Here is a 23,857-nt window from a genome sequence, read left to right as displayed (position 1 = left end):
CGTCGCCGGGCGATGGTTCTGGTGAATGCTTTATGCCATTTCGCCGATCGTCTTGCGAAAACGCAGTAACGCGATGGTAAAGAACGCCCCACCGATAGCCAACAAGGTTAAGAACTGCGGCCAGACGATGGCGAAGCTGGCGCCGCGGTACAATATCGCTTGCGCGAGACTGACGAAGTGAGTCGTCGGCATGGTCAACATAATATCCTGAACCAGTTGCGGCATGCTTTCCCGTGGCGTGGAACCGCCGGAGAGCATCTGCAGCGGCAGCAGCACCAGAATCATTAGCAGCCCCAGCTGTGGCATCGAACGGGCGAGGGTGCCCATAAAAATGCCGATCGAGGTGGTGGCGAACAGACTGAGCGCCACTCCCAGCATGAACAGTGGAATCGACCCTTCAATCGGTACCTGCAAAACCCCCTGTACCATCAGCAGCAGCGACAGGCCAGAAACGACCAGCACCACCAGGCCCATCGACCAGATCTTAGCCATCATGATTTCAAATGGCGTCACCGGCATCACCAACAGGTGCTCGATGGTGCCGTGCTCGCGCTCGCGAATAAGCGCCGAACCGGTAAGCACGATCGCCAGCATGGTGATGTTGTTGATGATCGCCATCACCGCGCCAAAACGCTCTTGTTCAAGATTAGGGTTAAAGCGCATCCTCACCGCCAGTTCGACCGGCAGCGTACTGTTATCGCGATAGCGGGCGACAAAATTGTTCACCTCGCCGCTGATAATATTCTGTATATACCCGTTGCCGGTGAAGGCCTGGCTCATTCGCGTGGCGTCGACGTTGACCTGCACTTCCGGCTGGCGGCTGGCTAGCACATCACGTTGGAAATTAGGCGGGATATTGATGGCAAAGGTGTAGCGCCCGGCATCCAGCCCGGCATCCATCTCATCGGCGGTAATCAGCTCTGGCGGTAAAAACCACGGTCGATAAAAACCGTTGATGATCCGTGATGAGAGCTGTGATTTATCCATGTCAGCAATGGCTATCGGCGCCAGGTGCAGCGAGCCGGGCATCACCGTGGCTGAAGAGTAAACCGACACGGTAAAAGCAAATACAATCAACGCCAGCATCGCTTTATCGCCCAGCAGGCTGCGCAGCTCTTTGATACCGAGGTTATAAATATTGCGTAATCCGCGCATCATCCCTCCTGTTTCTTCAGCAGCAACACGCTCAATCCGAGCACCAAGGGCACCGCAATCAAAAGTGGAATAAAGGAAACCCACAAATCGCTAATGTTCAGCGCTTTGGAGAAGGTCCCACGGGCGATGGTCAGGAAGTGACTGGTCGGGTAGATTTGTCCAATCCAGCGCCCTGGGCCTTCCAGTGAGGCCACCGGATCGATCATCCCGGAGAACTGGGTCGCTGGGATAAGCGTAATAATCGCAGTACCGAAAATAGCGGCGATTTGACTCTTCATAAAGGTTGAGATCAGCAATCCCAGGCCGGTGGCGATGGTGACATAAAGCAGCGCCGCCAGGGTAAGGGTCAGGAAGCTGCCTTTATGCGCTACGCCAAACACGAAGACCGACAGCGCGCACAGTAGGAAGAAGTTAAACATCCCTAACACGATGTATGGCATCTGCTTGCCGAGCAGGAATTCGCTGCGGGTGGTCGGTGTTACGTACAGGTTGATAATCGAACCAAGCTCTTTCTCGCGTACCACGCTTAGGGCGCTGAGCATCGCCGGGATCATCATCAGCAGTAACGGGATCACCGCCGGGACGATGGCCGGCAGGCTCTTCACGTCCAGGTTATAGCGGTAGCGGGTCTCGATGGAAATAAGCGAGGTATCGCGGTTTGGGCTGCTTTGCCGCCCGGCCATCTCCTGCAGCCAGGCCAGATGCATCGCCTGGACGTAACCGCGCACCGTTTCCGCGCGGTTTGGCATCGCGCCATCCACCCACACGCCAATTTGCACCGGCGTGCCGCGGGCGATATCGCGGCCAAAGTTCGGCGGGATTTCTATCGCCACCGCTAGCTCGCCGTTACGCATGCGGCGATCCAATTCATCGTAGCTATGTAGCGGCGCCTGTTCGATGAAGTAACGCGAACCGGCAATATTCTGCGACCAGCCCTGGCTGCTGACGGTTTGATCGCGGTCGAGTACTGCAAAGCGCAGATCCTCGACGTCCATGCTGATCCCATACCCCATGATGAACATCAGGATCACCGTTCCCAGCAGCGCTAATGTTGAACGCACCGGATCGCGGCGTAGTTCCAGCGCTTCGCGGCGGCTGTAGCTAAACAGGCGCCGCAGGCTGAAGGCGTGGCGTGGGGCGGCGCTGTGATGGGATGATGCGGCAGCGGGCGGCGTGAGTTCCGTCGGGGCCGCGGCAGACGGTTGCGCGGCATCCGCCGCTTCCTGCAGCCAGGCGATAAACGCGTCTTCGAGGCTGGCGGAGCCGCGTTGCTCAACCAGCGCCTGCGGTGTATCGCTGGCTAACACTTTACCCGCATACATTAACGAGATGCGGTCACAGCGTTCCGCCTCGTTCATAAAGTGGGTGGAGATAAATATGGTGACCCGATCCTGACGCGCCAGGTCGACCATTAACTGCCAGAACATATCACGCGCTACCGGGTCGACGCCGGAAGTCGGTTCGTCGAGGATCAGCATTTCCGGGCGATGGATCACCGCCACAGCCAGCGACAAGCGCTGGCGGATCCCCAGCGGCAGGGCGGTGGGGAGCGCGTCTTCAACTTCGGTGAGCATAAAGCGCTCGCTCATTTCGGCGACCCGGTCGGCTATCTGATGGTCCGGAATGTGAAACAGGCGAGCGTGCAGCTCAAGGTTTTGCCGCACGCTCAGTTCGCTATACAGCGAGAAGGCCTGCGACATATAGCCGACCCGGCGACGGGTGGCGATATCTTTCGGATCGACCGGCTGGCCAAACAGCCAGGCCTCGCCTTCGCTGGCGGGCAGCAGGCCGGTGAGCATCTTCATGGTGGTGGATTTGCCGCAGCCGTTAGAGCCGAGGAAGCCAAAAATTTCACCACGTGCGATGCGAAAGTTAACGTGGTCGACGGCGACAAAGTTGCCGAAGCGCATGGTCAGTCCGCGCGCTTCGATGGCGATTTCCTCCTCGCGGTCGTCGCGCGGCGGGATGACCACTTCTTTATGCGCCAGGCGCTGCGCTTCCGGCAGCAAGGCGATAAACGCTTGTTCCAACGTTTGGCTACCGGTTTGCGTTTTGAGTTCCGCGGCGCTGCCGGTCGCCAGGATTTCACCAGCGTTCATCGCCACCAGCCAGTCAAAGCGCTCGGCCTCTTCCATGTAGGCGGTCGCCACCAGTACGCTCATTTCCGGCTGGCGTAAGCGAATGCTGTCGATCAGGTCCCAGAACTGCGCGCGGGAAAGGGGATCGACGCCGGTGGTGGGTTCATCGAGGATCAGCAACTGCGGGTCGTGGATTAACGCGCAGCACAGGCCAAGCTTTTGTTTCATCCCGCCAGAGAGCTTACCGGCAGGGCGATCGCGAAATGGCGCCAGCCCGGTGCTGTGCAACAGTTCGTTGATACGCAGTTCGCGCTCGGCTTTATCATGGCCGAACAGACGAGCGAAGAAGTCGACGTTTTCATACACCGACAGCGTATGGTACAGGTTTTTCCCCAGTCCCTGTGGCATCCAGGCGATTTTTGGGCACACCTGCAGGCGGTGGCGAACGTCGCGCATATCGCCACCGAGCACCATGATGTTACCCTGCTCAATGGCCCGCGCGCCGGCGATCAGCGAGAGCAGGCTCGATTTGCCGACACCGTCCGGGCCAATCAGGCCGACCATGCGCCGCGCGGGGATCGCCAGGCTGATATCGCGCAGCGCGACGGTGGCGCCAAAATGCTGGCCGACATTTTCCAGCAGGGCGACGGGGGGCGAAGTATCCTGCTGCGTCAGTTTCATTGCGGCAACCTCACCGTCAGAGCTTCAGGCCAGCTTTGCTGTTTATCCAGCCGCACGTAGGCCATGCCGGGCAAGCCGGTTTTGACATATTCCAGATGCTGTTCCAGCAGTGCTGGCGGAATGCGCGCTTTGACGCGGAACATCAGCTTGAGGCGCTCGTCGCTGGTTTCTACCGTTTTCGGCGTGAACTGGGCGACGCTGGCGACAAAGCTGATATTGGCTGGGATCACCAGATCCGGGGCGGCATCGAGGATTAAGCGCGCTTCGCTGCCGATCGCCAGCAGGCCTGCCTGCTCGGTTGGCAGGAAGAAGGTCATGTAGACGTCGGCCAGGTCGACCATGTTCAGCACCCGGCCGCCAGCGGCCAGCACTTCGCCCGGTTCGGCGACGCGATACTGAATGCGGCCGTCGCGCGGTGCTTTCAGTTCGCTATCGTCAATATCGGCGAGGATTCGCCGCTCGGTTGCCTGGGCTGCTTCGACGCGGGTTTTAGCCTGAATAATACTGGTACGCGCGGCCTCGATCGCGGCGCGGGCGGCGGAGACCTGGGCTTTTGCGGATTCCAGCGCCGCGCGGGCGCTTTCGGCGGCGGCCCGATCGTCATCCAACTGTTGGACGGAGACGGCGCCGCGCTGCGAGAGGGTACTGGAACGGACATGGCGTTTGGCGCTGGAATCAAGTTCCGCCTGACGCTGTTTCACAACAGCTTCAGTGGCGCGCATCTCGCTTTGCCGTTGATCGAGCAGAGCAGTGGCGGCGGCGACCGCGCTTTGCGCCTCTTTAATTTGCGCGGCAGCTTCGAGACGCTGCTCGTTGAGCACCCGCGAATCCATGCGCGCCAGCACGTCTCCCTTGTGGACGAACTGACCCTCTTTGACCAGAATGGCCTCAATACGCCCGGCTATTTTGGTGGCGATATCGACTTCCGTCGCCTCGATGCGGCCATTACTGCCGGCAAAGCCTTGCGGCAGCCCGGCAGGACGTAACGTCCACCAGACAGCGACGGCGATCGCCACCGCTAAGCCCACTACGTAACCAGCCCAACGTCGTCTGTTCTTATCCATACGCTACTCGCTCTGTTCCATATTGCTGAGTGGTGCGCGTTTCTCTGCTTCGCCTGGCGAGGCGAGATAACAAGGGGAGATAAGGCCGTCCGGCGCAGTGTTCCTGTTGCGTTGCAAACCGGTGGGGAAGATGTGCTACTACAGTGGTCATCATCAGCAATCCAGGCCTTAAATGAAACACGCATATTTATAGCTACCGTTTATAGAATACTAACATCGGTGGCACTGAAGTCCATATGGAAACTATGGAATTGCGAAGGTCTGGTAATAAAGGCTGAACACTGCGAAATTTTAAGGAGTGGCTACCGCTGTATGCCGCCAGGCGTGACGGGCGGAACTGCGTGAAGATGCATAAAGGCAGGGTATAACACCGTAGCCCCGGTAAGCGTAGCGCGACCGGGGGAGGGCTCTGGGACTCAGAACAACACCGGTAATCCCAGCCCGCGCTTCACTTCATGTAATGTCCGCTGCGTAAGCTGGTGGGCGCGTTCGCTGCCCTGACGCAGCAGCTCCAGCAGCATCCCTTTATCCTGAATATAGGTGGCCCGGCGTTTGCGGATCGGCGCCAGTAGCTCCTGCAAACAGGCTTCCAGCTCATTCTTACACAGGCGATCGCCCAGCCCGCCGCGCCGGTAGTGCGTTTTCATCTCAGCAACCCGCGTCTTATCGTTGTGGAAAGCATCGAGATACGTAAACACCACGTTGCCTTCAACCTGCCCCGGGTCACTAACCCGCAGATGTGTCGGGTCGGTATACATCGCGCTGACCGCGCGGTGGATCTCTTCTTCGCTGGCCGACAACGTTAGGGTATTACCCAGCGATTTCGACATCTTGGCGTTGCCATCGACACCCGGCAGGCGGCTCACCTCGCTCAATAGCGCTTTGCAGTGGCGCAGTACCGGCTCGGTGGTCAGGCTATTCATCTTATGGACGACTTCGTTGGTCTGTTCAATCATCGGCAGCTGATCGTCGCCCACTGGCACCAGTTCAGCTTTGAAGGCGGTGATGTCGGCGGCCTGGCTGATCGGATAGGCGAGAAACCCCACTGGCAGCGAACGGGCGAAGCCCTTCTGGGTGATCTCATTTTTTACCGTTGGGTTACGCTCCACGCGGGCGACGGTGACGATATTCATATACAGCGCGCTGAGCTCCGCCAGCGCCGGTAGGGCGGACTGCAGGCAAATCGTAGTGTGTTGCGGATCGATACCGACCGCCAGATAGTCGGCCATCACTTCCAGGATATGGTGGCTGATTTTTTGCGGATTGTTGCCGTTATCGGTCAGCCCTTGCAGGTCGGCAATCAGGATAAACTGCTGGTGGTCGCGCTGTAGCGCCACGCGCTGGCGCAGCGAGCCGACATAGTGGCCGAGATGCAGCTGGCCGGTAGGGCGATCGCCGGTCAGGATAGTTTGCGGATGGTTCATCAGAGACTCCTTACAATGCGTTTAGGCCGGAAGACGTCACTGAGAAACCACAAAGCCGCCTTCCGGCGGCTTTGAAAATGGAAACGTATTATCGTGCCGCCTGTTATGCAGGCAGCCACCAACGGCGGGAAGGGGTAACGATAACGTTTCTGTTCATCTTTTTATCCTGCCACGAATTTACGGCGGGGTAAACCTGTTCAGCAAAATGCCCGGCGGCGCTGCTCGTGTAGGCCGGGTAAGTGCAGCGCCACCCGGCAGAATAAACAGACTCGCGTTACATGGTCGAGAAAACGTTCATGATCACGCCGCCGGAGATAATCAGCGCCATGGCGATAATGGCTGCCAGATCCGGTTTCTGCTTATAGAGAATCATTGAGCAGATGGTGACGCCGACGATACCGAAGCCGCACCACAGCGAGTAGGCCACACCGACCGGAATGGTGCTCATCGCGCGGGTGAGGGCGAAGTAACACAAGCCGTAGGCGCAGACCACCAGCACCGAGGGCGCCAGTCGGCTAAAACCGTTGGTTTTTTTGATCATCGAGGTGCCGGTGATTTCGGAGCCGATAGACAGCGCCAGCCATAAAAATCCGAGATTAAACATAGGGTATTCCTTTCCGGTTAGTTGGCGATTTTTTTATCCATAGACGCGATTGGCGCGGCGGGCGCAGCCTCTTCGCTCTCTTCGGATCCCATTTTCGAGAACAGATTCATGATAACGATGCCGCTGGCGATAACCGCCATGCCGATGATGGCGGCGGTATCCGGATGCTGGCCGTAGAACGCCATCCCCAGCGTCGAGACGACAAGGATGCCGGTACCGGACCAGGTGGCGTACGCCAGGCCGACGGGAATATCCTTCACCGCCCTTGAGAGCGAGTAATAACAGGTGCAGTAGAGCGCAATCAGCAGGCCGAGCAGCAGCATTTTGGTGCTGCCTTCACTGCTACCGAACATTTTTAATGTCGAGGTTGCCGAGGTTTCGGAGAGGATAACCAGCAGCATCCATAACCAGCATTTTGTTTTCGAAGACATCGTTAAGCTCCAGGGTCATAAGGGATAAGGTCATATCTTTCTGTTTTTTAAAAAATCGATTGCCGCGTCGGTCAGCTGCGCGTGCGGGGCCGCTGCCAGCGCTGGATTATTCTCCACGTCCGTGACGGTGAGATAACGGCGCGGCTCGCTGTTGGCGGCGGCAGGCGTGGCGGGCGTCTCCAGCTTTGCCAGCAGCGCATTCATGGTGCCGAGAAACACGCCGCAGGCTTCCAGACCAGCGAGGGTGGCCTGCAGGTGTCCGGCATAGGCGTTGTCGGCCCGCGCGCCGCGCAGTTGATTGAGCTCGCTGTGCGGATCGCAGTGATAGCGCAGCGCCAGAACCGGGATACCCGCCAGCAGCGCATCGTGCGTACGTCGGGCCACCGGGCTGCGCAGGGTACCGTTCAGCAGATCTGCTGCCAGCGAATAGTCGAGAAATGGCAGCAGTACCGCCCGCCACGGCGCCGTAGGCAACGCATCCCGCCAGACCGAAGAGGGGATAATCTCGCCCACCTCCTGCCAGGCAGCGGCATCGGTAAGGCCCTCTTCGAGGGCGATGCGCAGCGGATAACCACAGCTCGCCAGGCGCTGGCGGATCGCCGCGCGATAGCCGTCAGCGGCGGTCACCATCACCAGTACCGGCGGCTGCAGGCGCTGGATAATCCGCGCAACTAAACCTTCAATCTGTTCGTCGGTCATGGCGAACCTCCGTTAGCCGATGAGCGTCACCTGCGCGCCGTTTTTCAACCCGGCGGCATTGGCTTCTTCGGTATCGATATGGAACTCCAGCGCGAAGTCATCGCGCACGCGCACCACCACTTCGTCAAAGGTCAGTTGGCGTTCGCCATTGCTGCGTACGCTGACTTTCTGGCCGTTACTGACGTTAAGCTGACGCGCGTCCTGCGGCGACATATGGATATGGCGCCAGGCGCAAATCACCTGCGAATGGAGTTCGACGTGGCCAGCGGGACCAATCAGCAGGGCGCTGCCGGCATTCTCCAACTGGCCGGACTCGCGGACTGGCGCCTTAATGCCAAGCGCAAAGCAGTCGGCGCGCGACACCTCCAGCTGCGATACCGGGCGGGTCGGCCCCAGTACGCGCACGTTGGTCAGCGAGCCCTTCGGCCCGACGATGGTGACGCACTCTTCGGCAGCGAACTGCCCCGGCTGGCGCAGCGGCTTGAAGGGCGTCAGGCTGTAGCCTTGACCAAACAGCGCCTCAACGTCCTGTTGCGCGAGGTGCACATGGCGGTTGGAAATCCCGACCGGGATCGCTGGGGTGGTCGCGCTCAGGCGGGTGGTGATTTTTTCGCGAAGCAGGGTGTCAATCATCACTTCTTCCCTTTTTTCAGCGGCGGGTTTTTATCTTCCGCGACCAACGGAGAGGGCGGGGCGCTCGCTTCCGGCGCGACGACAACCGCAGGGGCAATGGGTTGTTTCGTCCGTGGCGGGTTGCCTTTGAGATTGCTCAATGCCTCAACCACGCAGCGTTCCGGGCGGGCGATAACCAGCGACTGCACGGTGTGTCCGGCGCCAGCCACCGCGACGCCGCGCTCAATCGCGGTGTGAATGGCGCTGATTTCTCCTTCAAAGCAGACGCTGACCAGGCCCGAGCCCACTTTGCGATAGCCAATGCAGGTGACTCCCGCGGCTTTACACGCGGCGTCGACGGCCTGAATGGCGGCGACCCATCCTCGCGTTTCAATTACGCCTAAACTTTTCATTGTCGGCTCCTGTTAATGGCGGACTAAGCGAATATCAAAATCAAATTGCTGGAAGAAGGTTTCCAGCCGGTCCAGTTCTTCCGGCGCGTAAGACGGGTCCTGGGTAATGGGATAGGGCATATCCAGACGCTCATATTTTTTGCGCCCCAGCTGGTGGTACGGCAGCATGTCGATGCGGCGGATATTTCCGCGCTTCGCCAGTTTCTGCACGTAATCAATCGCGCCGGTAATGGCGTCAAACGAGTCGTTGTAGCCGCGGATAAGCGGCATGCGCACAATCACGTTGGCGCCGGAATCCACCAGCCATTCGAGATTGCGGCGGATTCCTTCGTTGCCGATACCGAGCATCGCCTTGTGGTGTTCGCTGTTGATCTGTTTGATGTCGAATAAGAAGGTGTCGGTGACCGGCGCCAACTTCTGGTAGTTGGCAAGTGGGGTGGTACCCTGGGTTTCGACGGCGGTGTTAATCATCATCTTTTTGCATTCGCTGAATAAAGCGACGGCAAAATCGGTCTGCAGGCTCATCTCGCCGCCGCCGATGGTCACGCCGCCGCCGGAAGAGAGGTAGAAGTCATAGTCCTGCATGATGATGTCCATCAGCTCGCTGACGGTGACGTCCTTGCCCATAATATCCAGCGCGTTCTGGGTGCAAATTTCTTCGCACTGGCGGCAGCCGATACAATCCTTATTGCGGTCGACGAAGTGCTTCATTGTGCCGTTCTCTTCCGCCCGGTAATGTACCCCGGTCGGGCAGACGCTGACGCAATCGCCGCAGTTAATACATTTGTCGTGCGAGAACATCACCTGGAACTGGCTGCTCAGTCCTTCCGGGTTGGCGCACCACGGGCAGCGAATGTTGCAGCCCTTAAAAAACACCAGCGTGCGAATGCCATCGCCGTCATAAATCGAATATTTCTGGATATTGAATATGCGGCCGGTTAGTTCTTGATGATTTGCGATCACGCTTGCCTCCCGCTCCACCCCGTTACGGGGCGGAGAACTTCCTGTTATTTCTCAAATACGGATCATTTAGTTCTCATGCCGAGAGCTAAAACTTCTCAATCACCGTGCGGCTGATGATTTCGTCCTGGACCTCTTTACACAGCTCAACGAAGTAGGCGCTGTAGCCAGCGACGCGGACGATCAGGTCGCGGTATTTCTCTGGCTCCTGCTGCGCCTTCTTCAGCACTTCGTTATCGACGTAGCTGAACTGCATCTGGCCGTTGCCGAGAATCGAGGCGGTACGTAGCAGAGTAATCAGGCCGTGGCGACCTTCCGGGGTATCGAGCAGCCCTTTGAGGAACTTGAAGTTATGCACCATGCCGATGTTCATGGTTTCCACGTTCATCTTGCTGACTGACTTGATAATCGCCGTCGGGCCTTGTTTATCCGCGCCCTGGGTCGGGCTGATGCCGTCGGAGAGCGGCATCCACGCCAGGCGACCGTTTGGCGTGGCGTTGGTCAGCTCGCCGATTGGCGTGTTGTTAGAGATAGACAGGGTGCCGTGGCTGAGGGTCGAGTACAGCATCTTGTACTGACGGCACTCTTTCTCGGTCCATTCGGTGATATCCAGCGCGTACTGGTCGGCGTCGTTATCGTCGTTACCGTATTTCGGCGCGTTCAGGCAGTCGCGGCGCAGCGCTTCATAGCCTTCAAAGTTGGCCAGCAGCGCATCACGGATCTGTTCGAGGGTGTATTTCTTCTCTTCGAACACCAGTTTGCGGATCGCCGCCATCGAGTCGACGTAGGTCGCCAGACCAGAGAAAATCAGCCCCGGCCCGTGGTTGACCATCGCGCCGCCTGCGGCGACGTCTTTGCCGCTCTCCATGCAGCCTTCCACCAGCAGCGACATCAGCGGCTTCGGCGCCACGTCGCGGTGGACGCGCTGGCTGATCACGGTACCGATGGCTGACAGGCGCACGATATGAGCGATCTGCTGTTTCACCGCCGCATCGAAGGCTTCGAAGGTGCGCAGGTCGCGCAGGTCGCCGGTATCCAGCCCCTGATAGCTGTCGAACAGCACCATGCGGCCGCGGTTGAGCACGAATTCAATGGCGATAGGCCACTGGGTGTAGCCAGTGGAAGTCCACTGATAGATGCGCCCGGATTTCTGCGGTTCGACGCAGCCCATCAGGCAGTAGTCGCGGGCGTCTTCAAAATCGAAGCCCTTACGCAGCATCATCTTGATGTGGGAATCATCAAAGTGGCAGGCCGGGAAGCCCATTCCTGCTTTCACCACATCAACGATTTTCTCCATGTATTTCTGCGGCGACTGGTTGTGAATACGGCAGGCCAGCGACGGCTGGTAAACTTTCACGAAGCGCACGGCGTCCATAATCAGGTAGGTCAAATCGTTACAGGCATCGCCGCCGCTACGTTTCTGGCCGCCAACGGTGAGGTTGATAAACGGCTGATAGCCGGCGAAATATTTCGCCCCCAGTTCGCTCGACATCCACATCAGTTCGGCGCATTTGATGATGAACGCCTGCAACAATTCCAGTGCGGTGTCGTGGGTCAGGCGGCCTTCACGGATATCGGCTTCGAACATCGGGTAGCAGTACTGGTCGACGCGGCCCAGCGACAGCCCGGTCTGGTTCTCTTCGATTTCAAACAGTGATTCGACGGTCCAGATGCTCTGTAGCGATTCCTGCAGGGTCTTCGGCGGGTTGGCCGGTACGTTTTCGTTGACTTCGGCGATGGTCAGCAGCTCGGCGCGACGCTGGGCGTTTTGCTCTTTAGCCGCCAGCTCACGGGCGCGGTCAGCGATACGGCGGGCGTAGTTGACCACTCCTTCGCAGGTTTCGATTGCCGCTTTGTAGTAGTAAATGCGGTCGATATCTTCCGGGTTTTCCATGCTCAGGCTGGCAAGATGCGCCTCGGCATCGGCTTTAATGCCGTTCATCCCTTTGGTGAACAGCAGGACGTCGTAGCCCGGGCAGGTATCGCCGCCGCCGTTAATCTGGTGATAGGAGAGGTCGCTGACGAAGGTCTCGCCGCTGAAGGCCCAGACTCCGGCTTCACGGTATTGCGCTTCGCAAATCTCATCCAGCGAACGGCCTTCCCAGAACGGCACAATCTCTTCGCGAATGGTCTTTTTATCCGCTTCGCTGATTTCAAATGGATCCTGCGGGCGGGTGCTCATGGTATCGAGCTCGTCGCGCACCCAGCGCCAGGCGATATCCGGCGAGAAGGCGCCCGCGCGCGGTTTGCCGCACGGATGGCCGACGATCAGTTCATCGTCCTGAATCAGAATCGGCGCGGTTTCACAGGCGTGGCGGAAGGCTTTTGCCCGCAGCAGAATGGTGGGCATCCCCGGGTTGGCTTTGACCACTTCGGTAAAGGCCAGCGCGCGATAGATAGAGACGCTCGGACGCACCGTCAGGTAGTGGTTACGCAGGCGCTGCATGCGTGGGGTTAAGCCTTCCATCGCCGGTGTGTCGGCGCAGGCGGCGAACGGCGCGTGGCTGACCTGCTGCACGCCGCTGAACAGGCGTACCGGCAGATTCAGCGCGCTGAGGTTGTGCTGGGCGCTGATAAACATGGCGGAGAGTTCGTTAACTTCGGCCTGTTCAAAAGCGGCGCCGTGCAGCATGGCGTCGAGCATCGGGTAGCCGTCAATGGCGCAGGCGGCGCGGACTTCGCTCAGTTCCGCCAGCTTGAACCACAGGCACTCAACGATTTCATACGCCTGCCGGGCGTTCAGCGCGCCGCTGTTGATATCGCGCTGATAGTAAGGTAGCAGCACGTTGTCCGCCCCTTCCGGGTTAACCGCATAGCTGCCGTTATCGAGCTGCAGCGCCAGCTGGAACAGATAGAACGCCTGGCAGGCTTCTTTGAAATTACGCGCCGGATGGGCCGGAACGTGATGCAGAATGGCCGCGCTATCGAGCAGTTCGGCTTTGCGATAAGCATTGGTTTCCGCGGCGGCCAGCTGTTCCGCGCTGTTGGCCAGATTTTGCGCCAGCGCCAGCAGGGCGTCACAGGCGTAAATGGCGGCACGGCAGCCGTTGACTTCATCCATGCCGCTGCGGCTAACCGCGCTGCCAAGGGCGCGGGTTTTTTCTTCTAACTGGTGCTTAATCGCCAGCACGCCTTTTTCGACCACCAGTTTGTAATCCGGTGAATCCAGCTCACTATTGAGGTTGAGGAACTGGAAAGCAGACGGGCGGAGGGCGGCGCTGTCGTCGTGGAAAATCGCCCCGTGCGGTTTACGGGTCTGGTTGCCGACGATCAGCTCATCGGCGCTGATGGTCAGCGGCAACTGGCGCATCAGTTCATAGAAACGACGAGCCGGTTTGACGGCGGCGGGGATCCCGGCGATATCGCCATCCAGTGCGCTCAGTACCGCGGCGTGCTCGGTGCACAGGGTGCTGGTGTGTGAGAGTAGACGGTCTGCCAACACTTTGACGCGTGGCGTTAAGCTGTAGTGTGCCATGGGTAAGGTTCTCCAAATCTTGTTATCAGTGGCCCTGTACGGGGTTACCGGACCAGGCCCGGCGATAGAGTTCGGTTAACGCGCCGGCGTCCGGCGTGCGCGGGTTGGTCGGCGTACAGCTGTCGCGCAGCGCCTGGCCGACCATCTCCGGCAGTCGGCGTTCGAACTCAAGCGCCTCAATGCCGGTGTCGCTAATGCCGGAAGGCATGTCCATCTCGTCTTTTAAGGCCTGAATAGCGACCAGCAGGCTGGCGACGCCCTGACGCGGCGTGGCGGCAGGCAGATCCAGCAGATGCGCCAGACGGGCATATTTCTGCGCGGCGGGGTTGTCGCACTGGCCGTGGAAGTCGGCGTTCCAGGCCACCACGTCAGCCATCAGTAGGGCGTTGGCGCGGCCATGGGGCACGCGGAACACGCCACCGAGGGCGTGCGCCAGGCTGTGGGTTATCCCCAGCGAGGCGTTGGTGAAGGCCATGCCCGCCATGCAGGACGCGTTATGTATTTTTTCGCGGGCTGGCAGGTTGTCGCCGCAGCGCCAGCAGGTCGGCAGATAGCGGAACACCTGCTGAACCACTTTCTCCGCCAGCGCATCGGAAAAGTCGCTGGCGGCGCGGGAAACGTAGGCTTCGAGGGCATGACACAGTACGTCCATGCCGGTGTCGGCAGTAATGGCTGGCGGCACCGACGCCACTAGCGTCGGGTCAAGAATGGCGATATCCGGCAGCAGCGACGCGTCCACCAGCACCAGTTTTTCCGCGTTGGCTTTCACCACTGAAAAGGCGGTGACTTCCGAACCGGTGCCGCTGGTGGTAGGGATGGCGACGAAACAGGGACGCGGGCGGTCGGCCTGCGGACGGGTTTGCGCCAGGGAGAAAATAACCGCTTTGGCGGCGTCGATAACCGACCCGCCGCCGAGTGCGATAACCAGATCCGGGTAGCGGTTATCCATCAGCTTCATACCGCGTACCACGGTGGCGATATCCGGATCCGCCACCACGTCATCCCAGATCTGCCAGGCGATCCCGCGCTGGCGCAGCAGGGCGGTGACGCGCTCGGCGAGGCCAAACTTGACCATCGCTTTATCGGTCACCAGCAGCGCGCTGCGGGCGGAGAGTTCGCTCAGCGCCGAGAGGGCGTCCTGGCCGAAGCAAATCCGCGGTTTCAGTAAAAATTCACTCATTGGGTTATTCACTCCTGTTAGGCGTCCCGAAACACGTTCTCGACAATGGCGACCACCGACATCGCTTTGTAGCGGTCTTTATTGAGCGCGAAGTACGCCTCCGCCAGCACGATGTCGTGCATGCCGGCGCCGACGTTATCGACGGCGACCCAGGTCTGGTCCTTCATCGGTTGCTGGTTGTCATCCAGTCGGGTGACCAACAGCAGGTTGCTGCCGCGTAGCTCATCGCATTTCTGCGTGGCGACGACATGGCCGGTTACCTTTGCGAGAATCATCGTTTTATCGCCTTCTATCAGTGCGTTACTTAGCAAGGCGCTCCAGCACCTGGCGGATAACGCGTTCCACGTTTTGCTCGTTGATTTCGCCTTCCACATCGACCGCGGCGCCAGCGGCGGCGAAGCGGTCATCGCTGTCAGCGTGGTGCGTGACGGCGGCGCTGGCCGGGGCGTTGAAGCGCGCGTCATCGAGGATGCTGCGCTGTGGATCGCTTGCCGGAGTGATGATGGTTGGCTGCGGTTCCACGCGGCTGCCCGGTGCGCGCAGCTCGTCAATCGAGCGCACGCCGTAGCCGACTTTGCGGATATTGAGCAGGTTCATCGGGCCGACGTTATCGGAGCTGGAGCCGCCGCCGACCGCGCCGCAGCCGAGAGTCAGCGCCGGGGAAATGTTGGTGGTCGCGCCGATCCCGCCGAGCGCCGCCGGGGTATTAATCAGAATGCGGTTAACCGGTTTTTCGAGGCAGAACTGGCGGATGACGTCCTGGTTGCGGGTGTGGATCACCAGCGTATGGCCGAGCCCTTCGTTGGTCAGCAGTTCCACCACGCGGTGGCAGGCGGCTTTCCAGTCCTCTTCCACGTACAGGCCGAGTACCGGGCACAGTTTTTCGCGCGAGTAGGGGTTTTTTGGCGACACGCTGGTCTGTTCGGCGATCAGCACTTTGGTGCTGGCCGGGACGCAAAATCCCGCCATCTGGCTGAGATACAGCGCGGTTTTGCCGACCACTTTCGGGTTGATGGTGCCGTTCGGGCGCAACAGCAGCGCCGCCATTTTCGCCGCTTCATCGTCATTCATGAAGTAGACGCCCTGCGCTTCCAGTTCGCGGTGAACTTCATCGTAGATACAGCGTTCGACGATGATCGACTGCTCAGAGGCACAGATCACCCCATTATCGAAGGTTTTGCTGGTGATGATATCTTTCACCGCGTGGTGGATATCGGCGCTGCGTTCGATAAACGCCGGGCCGTTGCCCGGGCCGCCGCTGATAGTTGGGGTGCCGGAAGCGTAAGCTGCGCGCACCATGCCTTCGCCACCGGTGGCGAGGATTAGCGAAACATCTTTGCTGTGCATCAGTTCGGAGGTGGCTTCGAGAGTCAGTTGGGTGATGCCGTCGACGCTGCCTGCTGGCGCGCCTGCCGCTTCCGCCGCGCGTTTGACGATTTCAATCGCTTTCCAACTGCACTGACGCGCGCCCGGATGCGGCGAGAAAATAATGGCGTTGCCAGCCTTGAGGGCGATCAGCGTTTTGTAGATAACCGTAGAGGTTGGGTTCGTTGAGGGGACCAGCGCGCAAATCACGCCCAGCGGCACGCCCACGTCCATCACTTTTTTTACCGGGTCGTCATGAATGATGCCAACGGTCTTCATATCTTTGATGGCGTCATAGACGCGCAGCGAGGCGAAGCGGTTTTTCAGCACTTTGTCCTGCCAGTTGCCAAAACCGGTTTCTTCCGCGGCCATTTTCGCCAGCGTTTCGGCGTGGTGCGCGGCTTCCTGGGCCACGTTTTTCACGATGGCGTCGATTTGCTGCTGCGAAAAGGTGGCCAGAATCGCCTGCGCCTTTTTGGCGTTGCGCACCCGTTCCCGCGCGTTCTGCCGGGACTGCAAATCGTTATCCAGTTCAATCATGAGTCTATCCTTCATCAGACGAAAAGAGTGGGGACGGGGCGCGCCCTGTCAGGTCATGCTTTGTGCTGCGCCGCGATTTTTTCGATGTCGTTATGTGGACGCGCGATGACGCGAGAGCTGACGACTTCACCGATGCGTTTCGCCGCTTCCACGCCGGAATCGACCGCCGCGTTGACTGCGCCGACATCGCCTTTCACCATCGCGGTGACCAGGCCGGAGCCGACGTTTTCATAGCCGATCAGTTCGACGTTGGCGGCTTTGCACATCGCGTCCGCGGCTTCAATACAGGCCACCAGACCTTTGGTTTCGATAAGACCAAGCGCTTCTTTCATCAGGTTTCTCCGTTAGTCCGCAATCTTGTAATGCGAGACGATTTTGTTGATGTCGTTATGCGGACGCGCGATGACCAGCGAGGTCACCACTTCGCCGATGCGCTGCGCGGATTCGACGCCGGAATCGACCGCCGCTTTTACCGCGCCGACATCGCCTTTCACCATCGCGGTGACCAGCCCGGAGCCGACGTTTTCATAACCGATCAACTCGACGTTGGCGGCTTTACACATCGCGTCCGCCGCTTCAATGCAGGCCACCAGACCTTTGGTTTCAATCAGACCTAATGCATCACCCATTTGCGTTCTCCTGGCCTTCAGGCCTTGTGTTTAATGACGATTTTGTTGATGTCGTTATGCGGACGCGCGATGACCAGTGAGGTCACCACTTCGCCGATGCGCTGTGCGGATTCGACGCCGGAATCGACCGCCGCTTTTACCGCGCCGACGTCGCCTTTCACCATCGCGGTGACCAGGCCGGAGCCGACGTTTTCATAGCCAATTAGTTCGACGTTGGCGGCTTTACACATTGCATCCGCTGCTTCAATACAGGCCACCAGACCTTTGGTTTCGATAAGCCCCAATGCATCACCCATCGTGATCTCCTCCAGAACAGGTTTTGTGATTCGGGAAAACCGTCCGCGTAACGGCATCAACACGCGGAAGCGGCGTTCGGAACTCACTATAGGGAATGGATACGGAAGTGAAATTTAAATCCGCGGATAGATATGTTTTAGATTATTATTCTGTGATTTAGCGTTATTTAGCGGTCTATTTATCTGTTTATGCTGTTTGGCGGGTGGGGATTTGCTGGACGGTACGGCGGTTTTTTAGGTGATTTGTCGGCAGGATAAGAATGTTAATAAGATGCTAATTTCTTGCCAGCACGGCGTAATATATCCATGTATTAATTGCGGGTATGGTCATGTTTTTTCGCCGGGGCTAAATGCAAAACGTGCGCTTTTAGCATCGGGAAAAAGGGGGCGAAAAACGGATTGTGAGCGAGGGCGCATTTTCCTCGCGGCGGTGACAGGGGAAGCGGTGGGTCAATCGAGCGTGCTGCCGGACTTTAGGGTACAGATGTAAAGCGGCGAGTTAATCGAGCTCAGCAGAATGGCTTTGTCGTTAAGCTTTTGCGCATTGAGGAACAGGCCGTCATGGCTGTCGGACATCTCGCGCATGAAGTAATCGAAAATCACGTCCGGCGATTCATCGATCGACGAGGCGCTGGATTCCCACTGCTTGATGCGATAGTGCCGCTCGGTGGCGGAGATGCGCTTGCTGGTATAGCTGAATTTGACGTAGCGCTGCAGATAGAGCCAGCCAGCGGCGGAGTCGGTGTAGCCTTCCACCACCATCGAGCCGCTGCCGTTGGCGGCGAAGTTGAAATGGATATTGCCGTTAACGTTCTCTTTTTCCATGTTCTCAAAGCGCATGATCGCTTTGGTGGAACAGCTCATTGCGCCGTCGTTGGCGTCCGGTAGCAAACGCCAGGCGCTGAAACCGGCGGCGACGATAAACGCCAGAGCGGAAAAGGCGAAAAAGGAGCGGGGCGCGAGTTTCATTGCGGCTTCCAGGAGTAGTAAAAGTAGTTATCGCAATAGCTAAACGGGTTGTCTTCGTGCATCGCACAGTGGGCGAGGAACACCCGCCCCAGGCCGTTGGTCTCCAGCCGATCGCCGTAGAAGAAAACGAAGCGCTCACCCGGTTTGCAACTGAGCTTCAGCCGCTGGCGCACCTCATCGAAATTCTTGCCGTAGGCGTTGGCGGAAACCGAGCGCAGCATCTCGTCGCTGGCCAGCAGCTCGCACTGGCTGTGGTTCATTAGCGTCAGGTTGATAGGCCGCGCGACGTTGGCGCCGACAATACTGAACGTGACCAGCAGCAGTGCGATGATCAGCAGACAGGCGCCAGCGAGATACCAGCACATGCCGCGTGAATGCTGCACCGCGGCGGGGGGCGGCGTTGTCGCCGTCGGCGCCGCTGTCTCCACGGGCGTCCCGGATGGGGGAGGGGTATCGACGCCCGACGGTTCGACGTCGATTATTTCGATGCTGAGATCCTGATTCAGCTGCAGCATGCCGCGCGACACGGTGACGATAATGTTATCGATATCGTAGTGGCGGAGGGTTTTGCGCAGCATGCTCAGGTACTGGTTGAGGTTGCTGTTGGATGAGGTTAAGCCATTATCGTCCCAGACTTTTTTCAACACTTCATCGCGGCTGACGACGCTGGTATGGCGCAGGAAAAAATAGAGCAGGGCGCTGGCGGTGATGGATAGCTGGCTATCCGGTTCATCGCTGCCTGGTAGAGTCAGTGTGCCGTCCGTTGCGTCATAAATGAGACGGGCATTGATGTTGTAGCGCATCGCGGCCTCAATCTAATGGCTTCACGCGGGAAGCGTCATCTTCGTCAGATCGCTCACCAGCGACTGGCGGTGTTCGCTGTTCATGGTGCGCCCTTCGGTCAGTTCCGATAGCCAGATACCGTCGGCGGCATAGCGCACCAGCGTGCCGGTCGGGCCGTTATCGAGCGCATCGCCCTGCGCCAGATGCTCAAGCATCCAGTCGCGCCAGCACTTTCGCAGCACCGGTTCGTCCGGCATCGCCAGTGACAGCACCGTCAACTGGCGGCTTTCGTGGGTATCCGTCAACTCCGGGTTGGACAGATAGTGCAAATAGGCGCGGGTAAAACGCCCGTAAGCGATGTTATCGGCGGCCATCAGCTCGCTGATCGCCTTTTCCATAATCGCCAGCAGCCGGGCGAACAGGGCGAAAATCAGCGCCTGTTTATTGGGAAAGTGGTGCAGGAGCCCGCCTTTACTGACGCCAGCCTCGCGGGCGACAGCGTTCAATGAGAGGGCGGCGATACCATCCCGGCCAGCTATCATCGCTGCGGATTCAAGCAGCTGACGGTGCAGACGGACGGGATCTTTTTTACGGTGCAGGGCTTCCATGTTCATGGCCGGGATCATACCGACCAGACGGTATGATTATTCTTGATCGCTATCAATATGAGAGAGGGCTTAAGGCGGTGGGATGCGGTTATTGCGTGGAGGCTCACAATTCACCTTATGAATTGTGGCGGTATTTGTGCGCAACGCATACCGCCATCGGAGATTCACATAGAGTTCAAATGGATAGCCAGGCCGCTTTCACCCGGCGCCAGTTCCGGACGCAGAGCCAAAGAGGGGATCAGATAGTCGCCATGGTTCTGACGGCGGAAGGGAATCGGCGTGGTTTCAGATAAGGTATCCAGCCGTTGGGCCAGCTCATTGCGCAGCGTGGTGAAGCGCTGTTCATCGAGTTTGTCGGTGCGATAAAATACCAGCGGCGGCAACACCGCAAAGCCAGGATAGAACAGCATCCCGTGCTGAATAGGGAACAGGATATCGTCGATAGGACCGTTAATCCCGCGCGGCGCGTAGTGTTCCGCCCATCCCCCGGCGGTGACGATCAGCATCGCCCGTTTACCCGAGAAGGTTCCTTCACCGTAGCGATCGCCCCAGTGTTTTTCGCTATGTTCGCCGACGCCGTAGGCAAACCCGTAAGCGTAAACCCGGTCAATCCAGCCTTTCATGATGGCGGGCATGGAAAACCACCACAGCGGGAACTGAAAAATCACCGTATCAGCCCACAGCAGCTTCTCTTGTTCGCCAACGATATCCGCGCTTTGCGTGCCGTGGGCAAAGGCGTATTGCGAATCCCGCGTTGCCCGCCAGGCATCTTCGACCGGCAAAGCGCTGCTGTCGTCGGCATCAAATCCCGCCTTCCAGCGCATAGCGTAAAGATCGGAAACCTGTACTTCGTGACCAGACTTTTGCAGATGCTGCACGGCAAAATCTTTCAACGCGCCGTTAAGCGAACGCGGCTCGGGATGGGCATAAACCAGTAGAACTTTCATGAGAATCACCTCTGAGTCATGGAGAGCTGCAGAGTAGAGGGGGCGGAGTTATAGTAGAAATGAATTACCTTAATGATAGGTATAGTTATGATTAATGTTCAGCGTCTGGATCTTAACCTGTTGCGTACCCTCGACGTGCTGCTTAGCGAAAATAACGTGACCCGAGCAGCGCAGCGTCTCAATCTGTCGCAGCCGTCAGTTAGCGTCCAACTGGCGAGACTGCGTGAGATATTTGCCGACCCGCTACTGCTGCCGGGGCCGCGCGGGATGCAACCTACCGCCCGCGCCGATGAGTTACGCGGGCCGCTGCGCGATGCGCTGCTGGCCCTGGAACTGGCGGTAGCGCCGGTTCAGGCATTTGACCCGGCGACGGCGGCGCAGACCTGGCGAGTGGCGGCAACGGACTATATGGCGTCGGCGATTCTGCTGCCGGTGCTCAACGCGCTGCGTACTGCTTCCCCGGCCAGCCGTCTGGCGGTGTTCGAGCTACAGCCCTCGCGGTTGATTCAGCAGGCGGATCGCGATGAAGTGGATCTGTTTTTCCATACTCACGACGGTGCGCCGCCGGGGTTGCATCAGCGTCTGCTGTTCCGCGAACGCTATATGCTGGCGGGCAGAGTAGGGCATTCGGCGCTGCAATCTACATTGAGCCTGGAGCAGTTCTGCCAGCTGGATCAGGTGATCGTCTCGCCGGACGGCGGGGGATTCAGCGCGGCAACCGATACTGCGCTGGCGAACCTCGGGCTGGCGCGGCGGGTTGTCCTTTCGGTGCCACATTTCCTGTTTATGCTGGAGACGCTGCGTAATAGCGATCTGGTGGCGGTGCTGCCGGAGCGTCTGGTGCGCGGAACGAGTGGCCTGACGGTGGTCGAACCGCCGCTGGCGGTGGCCGGGTTTGATATGCTGATGCTGTGGCACGAGCGCTGGCACCGTGACCCGGCGCACCGGTGGCTGCGCCAGCAAATCGTCATGTCATTGGAAGATAAGCCATGTTAAGCGAATTCAGGAAGATAATTTGAAGATACATTGCGCGCGGTTCCCCGGAGGCGGCGCTTAACGCGCCTTGTCCGGGCTACCCAAGCCGCCACCGCGCGCGGGGGATTAATCGACCAGTTCCTTAACGATGCGCATCAGGGCATGCACCTCTTCCGGGCGAGTATTGCCGCTTTGCGGATCGATAATGGAGCTGTATACGTGCGGCATTACCCGTTCGACGCCTGCCTGCAGGCAGGTCTGCAGAATCACCGCGAAGTTATCGAGGTCGATCCCGCCGGTGGGTTCAATCAGGGTCATGCCGTTTTCCGCCGCGCTTTGGGCGAGCGCTTTCAGCTCCGCCAGCGACTGCTCACCGCCCATCGGGAAAAATTTAGCGGCATGCGCGCCCATATCCTGAATCATTCTGACCGCGGTATCGCAGGAGACCCGCGCCGGGGCGCCGCGGGCGCTGCGAACGCCGGTGGAAATGAGCACCTCGCCGGGCGTGCCGCTGGGGCTGACCAGCGCGTTGATATGGGTCTGCTGACCGCCGGTCGCCGCCAGCGCCCCGGCGGCGAATCCGCTGCCGGTGAAGGTCTGGTTGACGTGGGCGGGGTGAAGCTGAGCTGCAATCATCGCCGCTTTATAAAACTGCGCCGGGTCGCCGGCGCCGAGGCCGACGGAAATAGAAGGCACTTTCGCCATCCAGCGGCGCACTTCATCAACGCCTTGTTCTACGCTGGAAAATTGCGCCGAGAGCACGCCAATCACCGCATGCCCTTCGGCCGCGTCGTAAATTTCCCGGGCGTTGGCGATATCCTTCGCCAGCACGTTAATGGCTACTCGCTGGCGATAAAAGTTAATCCGCTGCATGCTGCGTAATCTCCTGTAAACGCGCGACGATGAGCGGCATTTCACCCTCGCCGACGGTGCGTGGGTCAAGGCTAAAATGGCCCTCGTGCAGATAGTAGCGGCGGGCGTAAATGGCGATATCGCCGCCGCGCAGCCGGGCTTCCACGTCGCGGGCGCTGAGTCCCAGTTCGCCTTGTTCGACGCTGACCCGAATGCGCCAGATCGCGCGCCCGGCTTCATCCTGCTCGATATCGGCGTGCAAACCGCGCAGCGCTGATATCGCTTCGGCGTACGGGCGCAGCGCGGTGGCGTCAGGCGCGGGTGCGGCCGTCTGGTAGCGATCCAGCGCGTAGACCAGGCCGACCATATTCTCTTTACCGATTTTCATCGCCCGCGCGATGCCATGGTGCTGGGCCTTGCAGGCGGCGATCCAGCGTCGTTTGCCGCTGATAAAACCTGAGGTTGGAGCGTTAAAGGCTTTCGCCCCGCTGTAGATAACCATGTCCGCGCCGCTGGCGACCCACTGGCGCAGATCCTCTTCGGCGGCGGCATCGACGATCAGCGGCAGATTATGCTGGCGGGCGACCTGCACGAAATCGTCAATGCCGAGCATCCCTTTTTGTACGCAGTGGTGCGATTTCACAAACAGCAGCGCCGCCGTGCGCGCGCTGACCGCGCTCTCCAGTTGCCAGCGCGCCGCCAGGTTGCTGGAGCCGACTTCCACGATACGCCCGCCGCCCAGACGAATAGCGCTGGTGATTGGCGCGCCGTAATCAACATTGTGCCCGCGCAGGATCACTATTTCGTTCGGCCACTGGCTGCTGTCCGGCAGCAGCGCCACCTTTTCCGGATCGCCGCGGGTGATCGCCGCCGCGACGGCGATGGCAATCCCGGCGGAGGCGCAGGAGGTGATATAGCTGTCTTCCGCGCCGGTGTGGGCGGAGACCAACTCGCCCGCGCGCTCGGTTAATCGATCGATTTCGACGAAGGCCCCCGCTGCCTGTGCGGCGGCCTGCATCACTTGCGGATCGACGGCGGACACGCCGAGGATGGTCATTTTGCCGCAGGCGTTAATCACCCGTTTCAGGCCCAGTTGCTGGTAGATATTGCCGTCCAT

Annotated in this window: 24 protein-coding genes; 1 reads left to right on the top strand and 23 read right to left on the bottom strand. The window is 59.2% G+C overall.

Annotated elements, in window-relative coordinates; all coding sequences use genetic code 11:
- Positions 1-30 precede the first annotated feature (30 nt).
- From PYR66_20545 to PYR66_20445, 21 genes are all read right to left on the bottom strand, one after another.
- Positions 31-1,155, bottom strand: a complete 1,125-nt coding sequence (locus PYR66_20545; GenBank protein ID WEF30513.1) for an ABC transporter permease — start codon at positions 1,153-1,155, stop codon at positions 31-33.
- A complete protein-coding gene (rbbA, locus tag PYR66_20540; GenBank protein ID WEF27645.1) occupies positions 1,155-3,914 on the bottom strand; it encodes a ribosome-associated ATPase/putative transporter RbbA in 2,760 nt (919 codons plus the stop codon). Before rbbA ends, PYR66_20545 begins: the two co-directional genes overlap by 1 nt.
- Complete coding sequence (locus PYR66_20535; protein WEF27644.1) at positions 3,911-4,978, bottom strand: HlyD family efflux transporter periplasmic adaptor subunit; 1,068 nt, start codon at positions 4,976-4,978, stop codon at positions 3,911-3,913. The genes rbbA and PYR66_20535 overlap by 4 nt, the downstream gene beginning before the upstream one ends.
- Before the next feature lie 416 nt (positions 4,979-5,394).
- Complete coding sequence (gene trpS, locus PYR66_20530) at positions 5,395-6,402, bottom strand: tryptophan--tRNA ligase (protein WEF27643.1); 1,008 nt, start codon at positions 6,400-6,402, stop codon at positions 5,395-5,397.
- A 274-nt stretch (positions 6,403-6,676) separates the two neighbouring features.
- On the bottom strand, positions 6,677-7,006 hold the full coding sequence (locus PYR66_20525) for a multidrug efflux SMR transporter (GenBank protein ID WEF27642.1): 330 nt from the start codon (positions 7,004-7,006) through the stop codon (positions 6,677-6,679).
- Positions 7,007-7,023: 17 nt separating this feature from the next.
- Complete coding sequence (locus tag PYR66_20520; protein WEF27641.1) at positions 7,024-7,437, bottom strand: multidrug efflux SMR transporter; 414 nt, start codon at positions 7,435-7,437, stop codon at positions 7,024-7,026.
- Positions 7,438-7,467: 30 nt separating this feature from the next.
- A complete protein-coding gene (locus PYR66_20515; GenBank protein ID WEF27640.1) occupies positions 7,468-8,136 on the bottom strand; it encodes a hypothetical protein in 669 nt (222 codons plus the stop codon).
- Between the two features lie 12 nt (positions 8,137-8,148).
- Positions 8,149-8,769, bottom strand: coding sequence for a phosphate propanoyltransferase (locus PYR66_20510; protein ID WEF27639.1), 621 nt, complete (start codon positions 8,767-8,769; stop codon positions 8,149-8,151).
- Positions 8,769-9,161 (bottom strand): BMC domain-containing protein, encoded by a 393-nt coding sequence (locus PYR66_20505; protein ID WEF27638.1) that lies wholly within the window; start codon positions 9,159-9,161, stop codon positions 8,769-8,771. Before PYR66_20505 ends, PYR66_20510 begins: the two co-directional genes overlap by 1 nt.
- 12 nt (positions 9,162-9,173) lie before the next feature.
- Positions 9,174-10,124 carry a choline TMA-lyase-activating enzyme gene (gene cutD / locus PYR66_20500; GenBank protein WEF27637.1) on the bottom strand — a complete coding sequence of 317 codons (951 nt, stop codon included), beginning with the start codon at positions 10,122-10,124 and terminating at the stop codon, positions 9,174-9,176.
- An 85-nt stretch (positions 10,125-10,209) separates the two neighbouring features.
- A complete protein-coding gene (gene cutC, locus PYR66_20495) occupies positions 10,210-13,596 on the bottom strand; it encodes a choline trimethylamine-lyase (protein WEF27636.1) in 3,387 nt (1,128 codons plus the stop codon).
- A gap of 25 nt (positions 13,597-13,621) precedes the next feature.
- A complete protein-coding gene (locus tag PYR66_20490; GenBank protein WEF27635.1) occupies positions 13,622-14,776 on the bottom strand; it encodes an iron-containing alcohol dehydrogenase in 1,155 nt (384 codons plus the stop codon).
- A 17-nt stretch (positions 14,777-14,793) separates the two neighbouring features.
- A complete protein-coding gene (locus PYR66_20485) occupies positions 14,794-15,051 on the bottom strand; it encodes a EutN/CcmL family microcompartment protein (GenBank protein WEF27634.1) in 258 nt (85 codons plus the stop codon).
- Positions 15,052-15,076: 25 nt separating this feature from the next.
- Positions 15,077-16,681 (bottom strand): acetaldehyde dehydrogenase (acetylating), encoded by a 1,605-nt coding sequence (locus tag PYR66_20480; protein ID WEF27633.1) that lies wholly within the window; start codon positions 16,679-16,681, stop codon positions 15,077-15,079.
- A 53-nt stretch (positions 16,682-16,734) separates the two neighbouring features.
- Complete coding sequence (locus PYR66_20475; GenBank protein ID WEF27632.1) at positions 16,735-17,013, bottom strand: BMC domain-containing protein; 279 nt, start codon at positions 17,011-17,013, stop codon at positions 16,735-16,737.
- Positions 17,014-17,025: 12 nt separating this feature from the next.
- A complete protein-coding gene (locus tag PYR66_20470) occupies positions 17,026-17,310 on the bottom strand; it encodes a BMC domain-containing protein (GenBank protein WEF27631.1) in 285 nt (94 codons plus the stop codon).
- Positions 17,311-17,327: 17 nt separating this feature from the next.
- Positions 17,328-17,606, bottom strand: coding sequence for a BMC domain-containing protein (locus tag PYR66_20465; GenBank protein WEF27630.1), 279 nt, complete (start codon positions 17,604-17,606; stop codon positions 17,328-17,330).
- A 450-nt stretch (positions 17,607-18,056) separates the two neighbouring features.
- Positions 18,057-18,575: a FidL-like protein gene (locus PYR66_20460; GenBank protein WEF27629.1), complete on the bottom strand. Its 519-nt coding sequence runs from the start codon at positions 18,573-18,575 to the stop codon at positions 18,057-18,059.
- Complete coding sequence (locus tag PYR66_20455; protein WEF27628.1) at positions 18,572-19,378, bottom strand: helix-turn-helix domain-containing protein; 807 nt, start codon at positions 19,376-19,378, stop codon at positions 18,572-18,574. The genes PYR66_20460 and PYR66_20455 overlap by 4 nt, the downstream gene beginning before the upstream one ends.
- 21 nt (positions 19,379-19,399) lie before the next feature.
- The gene (locus PYR66_20450) at positions 19,400-19,984 is read right to left on the bottom strand and encodes a TetR/AcrR family transcriptional regulator (GenBank protein WEF27627.1); all 585 of its coding nucleotides are present in this window, start codon (positions 19,982-19,984) and stop codon (positions 19,400-19,402) included.
- Between the two features lie 146 nt (positions 19,985-20,130).
- Positions 20,131-20,913 carry an NAD(P)H-dependent oxidoreductase gene (locus tag PYR66_20445; protein ID WEF27626.1) on the bottom strand — a complete coding sequence of 261 codons (783 nt, stop codon included), beginning with the start codon at positions 20,911-20,913 and terminating at the stop codon, positions 20,131-20,133.
- Positions 20,914-21,000: 87 nt separating this feature from the next.
- Between PYR66_20445 and PYR66_20440 the strand changes: the two genes are divergently transcribed.
- Positions 21,001-21,909 carry a LysR family transcriptional regulator gene (locus PYR66_20440; protein ID WEF27625.1) on the top strand — a complete coding sequence of 303 codons (909 nt, stop codon included), beginning with the start codon at positions 21,001-21,003 and terminating at the stop codon, positions 21,907-21,909.
- A gap of 105 nt (positions 21,910-22,014) precedes the next feature.
- On the opposite strand, the gene PYR66_20435 is transcribed toward PYR66_20440, so the two are convergent.
- Positions 22,015-22,761: a 2-dehydro-3-deoxy-phosphogluconate aldolase gene (locus tag PYR66_20435; GenBank protein WEF27624.1), complete on the bottom strand. Its 747-nt coding sequence runs from the start codon at positions 22,759-22,761 to the stop codon at positions 22,015-22,017.
- Positions 22,748-23,857 carry a DgaE family pyridoxal phosphate-dependent ammonia lyase gene (locus PYR66_20430; GenBank protein ID WEF27623.1) on the bottom strand — a complete coding sequence of 370 codons (1,110 nt, stop codon included), beginning with the start codon at positions 23,855-23,857 and terminating at the stop codon, positions 22,748-22,750. The genes PYR66_20435 and PYR66_20430 overlap by 14 nt, the downstream gene beginning before the upstream one ends.

The sequence above is a fragment of the Klebsiella aerogenes genome (assembly GCA_029027985.1).
Taxonomy (GTDB): domain Bacteria; phylum Pseudomonadota; class Gammaproteobacteria; order Enterobacterales; family Enterobacteriaceae; genus Klebsiella; species Klebsiella aerogenes_A.
Note: the sequence above shows the minus strand (reverse complement) of the source record. Positions and strands in the feature narration are given on the sequence as shown.

Coding starts and splice junctions, on each gene's coding strand:
- PYR66_20545 (WEF30513.1), bottom strand. CDS start 1,155: ATGCGCGGATTACGCAATATTTATAACCTCGGTATCAAAGAGCTGCGC.
- rbbA (WEF27645.1), bottom strand. CDS start 3,914: ATGAAACTGACGCAGCAGGATACTTCGCCCCCCGTCGCCCTGCTGGAA.
- PYR66_20535 (WEF27644.1), bottom strand. CDS start 4,978: ATGGATAAGAACAGACGACGTTGGGCTGGTTACGTAGTGGGCTTAGCG.
- trpS (WEF27643.1), bottom strand. CDS start 6,402: ATGAACCATCCGCAAACTATCCTGACCGGCGATCGCCCTACCGGCCAG.
- PYR66_20525 (WEF27642.1), bottom strand. CDS start 7,006: ATGTTTAATCTCGGATTTTTATGGCTGGCGCTGTCTATCGGCTCCGAA.
- PYR66_20520 (WEF27641.1), bottom strand. CDS start 7,437: ATGTCTTCGAAAACAAAATGCTGGTTATGGATGCTGCTGGTTATCCTC.
- PYR66_20515 (WEF27640.1), bottom strand. CDS start 8,136: ATGACCGACGAACAGATTGAAGGTTTAGTTGCGCGGATTATCCAGCGC.
- PYR66_20510 (WEF27639.1), bottom strand. CDS start 8,769: ATGATTGACACCCTGCTTCGCGAAAAAATCACCACCCGCCTGAGCGCG.
- PYR66_20505 (WEF27638.1), bottom strand. CDS start 9,161: ATGAAAAGTTTAGGCGTAATTGAAACGCGAGGATGGGTCGCCGCCATT.
- cutC (WEF27636.1), bottom strand. CDS start 13,596: ATGGCACACTACAGCTTAACGCCACGCGTCAAAGTGTTGGCAGACCGT.
- PYR66_20490 (WEF27635.1), bottom strand. CDS start 14,776: ATGAGTGAATTTTTACTGAAACCGCGGATTTGCTTCGGCCAGGACGCC.
- PYR66_20485 (WEF27634.1), bottom strand. CDS start 15,051: ATGATTCTCGCAAAGGTAACCGGCCATGTCGTCGCCACGCAGAAATGC.
- PYR66_20480 (WEF27633.1), bottom strand. CDS start 16,681: ATGATTGAACTGGATAACGATTTGCAGTCCCGGCAGAACGCGCGGGAA.
- PYR66_20475 (WEF27632.1), bottom strand. CDS start 17,013: ATGAAAGAAGCGCTTGGTCTTATCGAAACCAAAGGTCTGGTGGCCTGT.
- PYR66_20470 (WEF27631.1), bottom strand. CDS start 17,310: ATGGGTGATGCATTAGGTCTGATTGAAACCAAAGGTCTGGTGGCCTGC.
- PYR66_20465 (WEF27630.1), bottom strand. CDS start 17,606: ATGGGTGATGCATTGGGGCTTATCGAAACCAAAGGTCTGGTGGCCTGT.
- PYR66_20460 (WEF27629.1), bottom strand. CDS start 18,575: ATGAAACTCGCGCCCCGCTCCTTTTTCGCCTTTTCCGCTCTGGCGTTT.
- PYR66_20455 (WEF27628.1), bottom strand. CDS start 19,378: ATGCGCTACAACATCAATGCCCGTCTCATTTATGACGCAACGGACGGC.
- PYR66_20450 (WEF27627.1), bottom strand. CDS start 19,984: ATGATCCCGGCCATGAACATGGAAGCCCTGCACCGTAAAAAAGATCCC.
- PYR66_20445 (WEF27626.1), bottom strand. CDS start 20,913: ATGAAAGTTCTACTGGTTTATGCCCATCCCGAGCCGCGTTCGCTTAAC.
- PYR66_20440 (WEF27625.1), top strand. CDS start 21,001: ATGATTAATGTTCAGCGTCTGGATCTTAACCTGTTGCGTACCCTCGAC.
- PYR66_20435 (WEF27624.1), bottom strand. CDS start 22,761: ATGCAGCGGATTAACTTTTATCGCCAGCGAGTAGCCATTAACGTGCTG.
- PYR66_20430 (WEF27623.1), bottom strand. CDS start 23,857: ATGGACGGCAATATCTACCAGCAACTGGGCCTGAAACGGGTGATTAAC.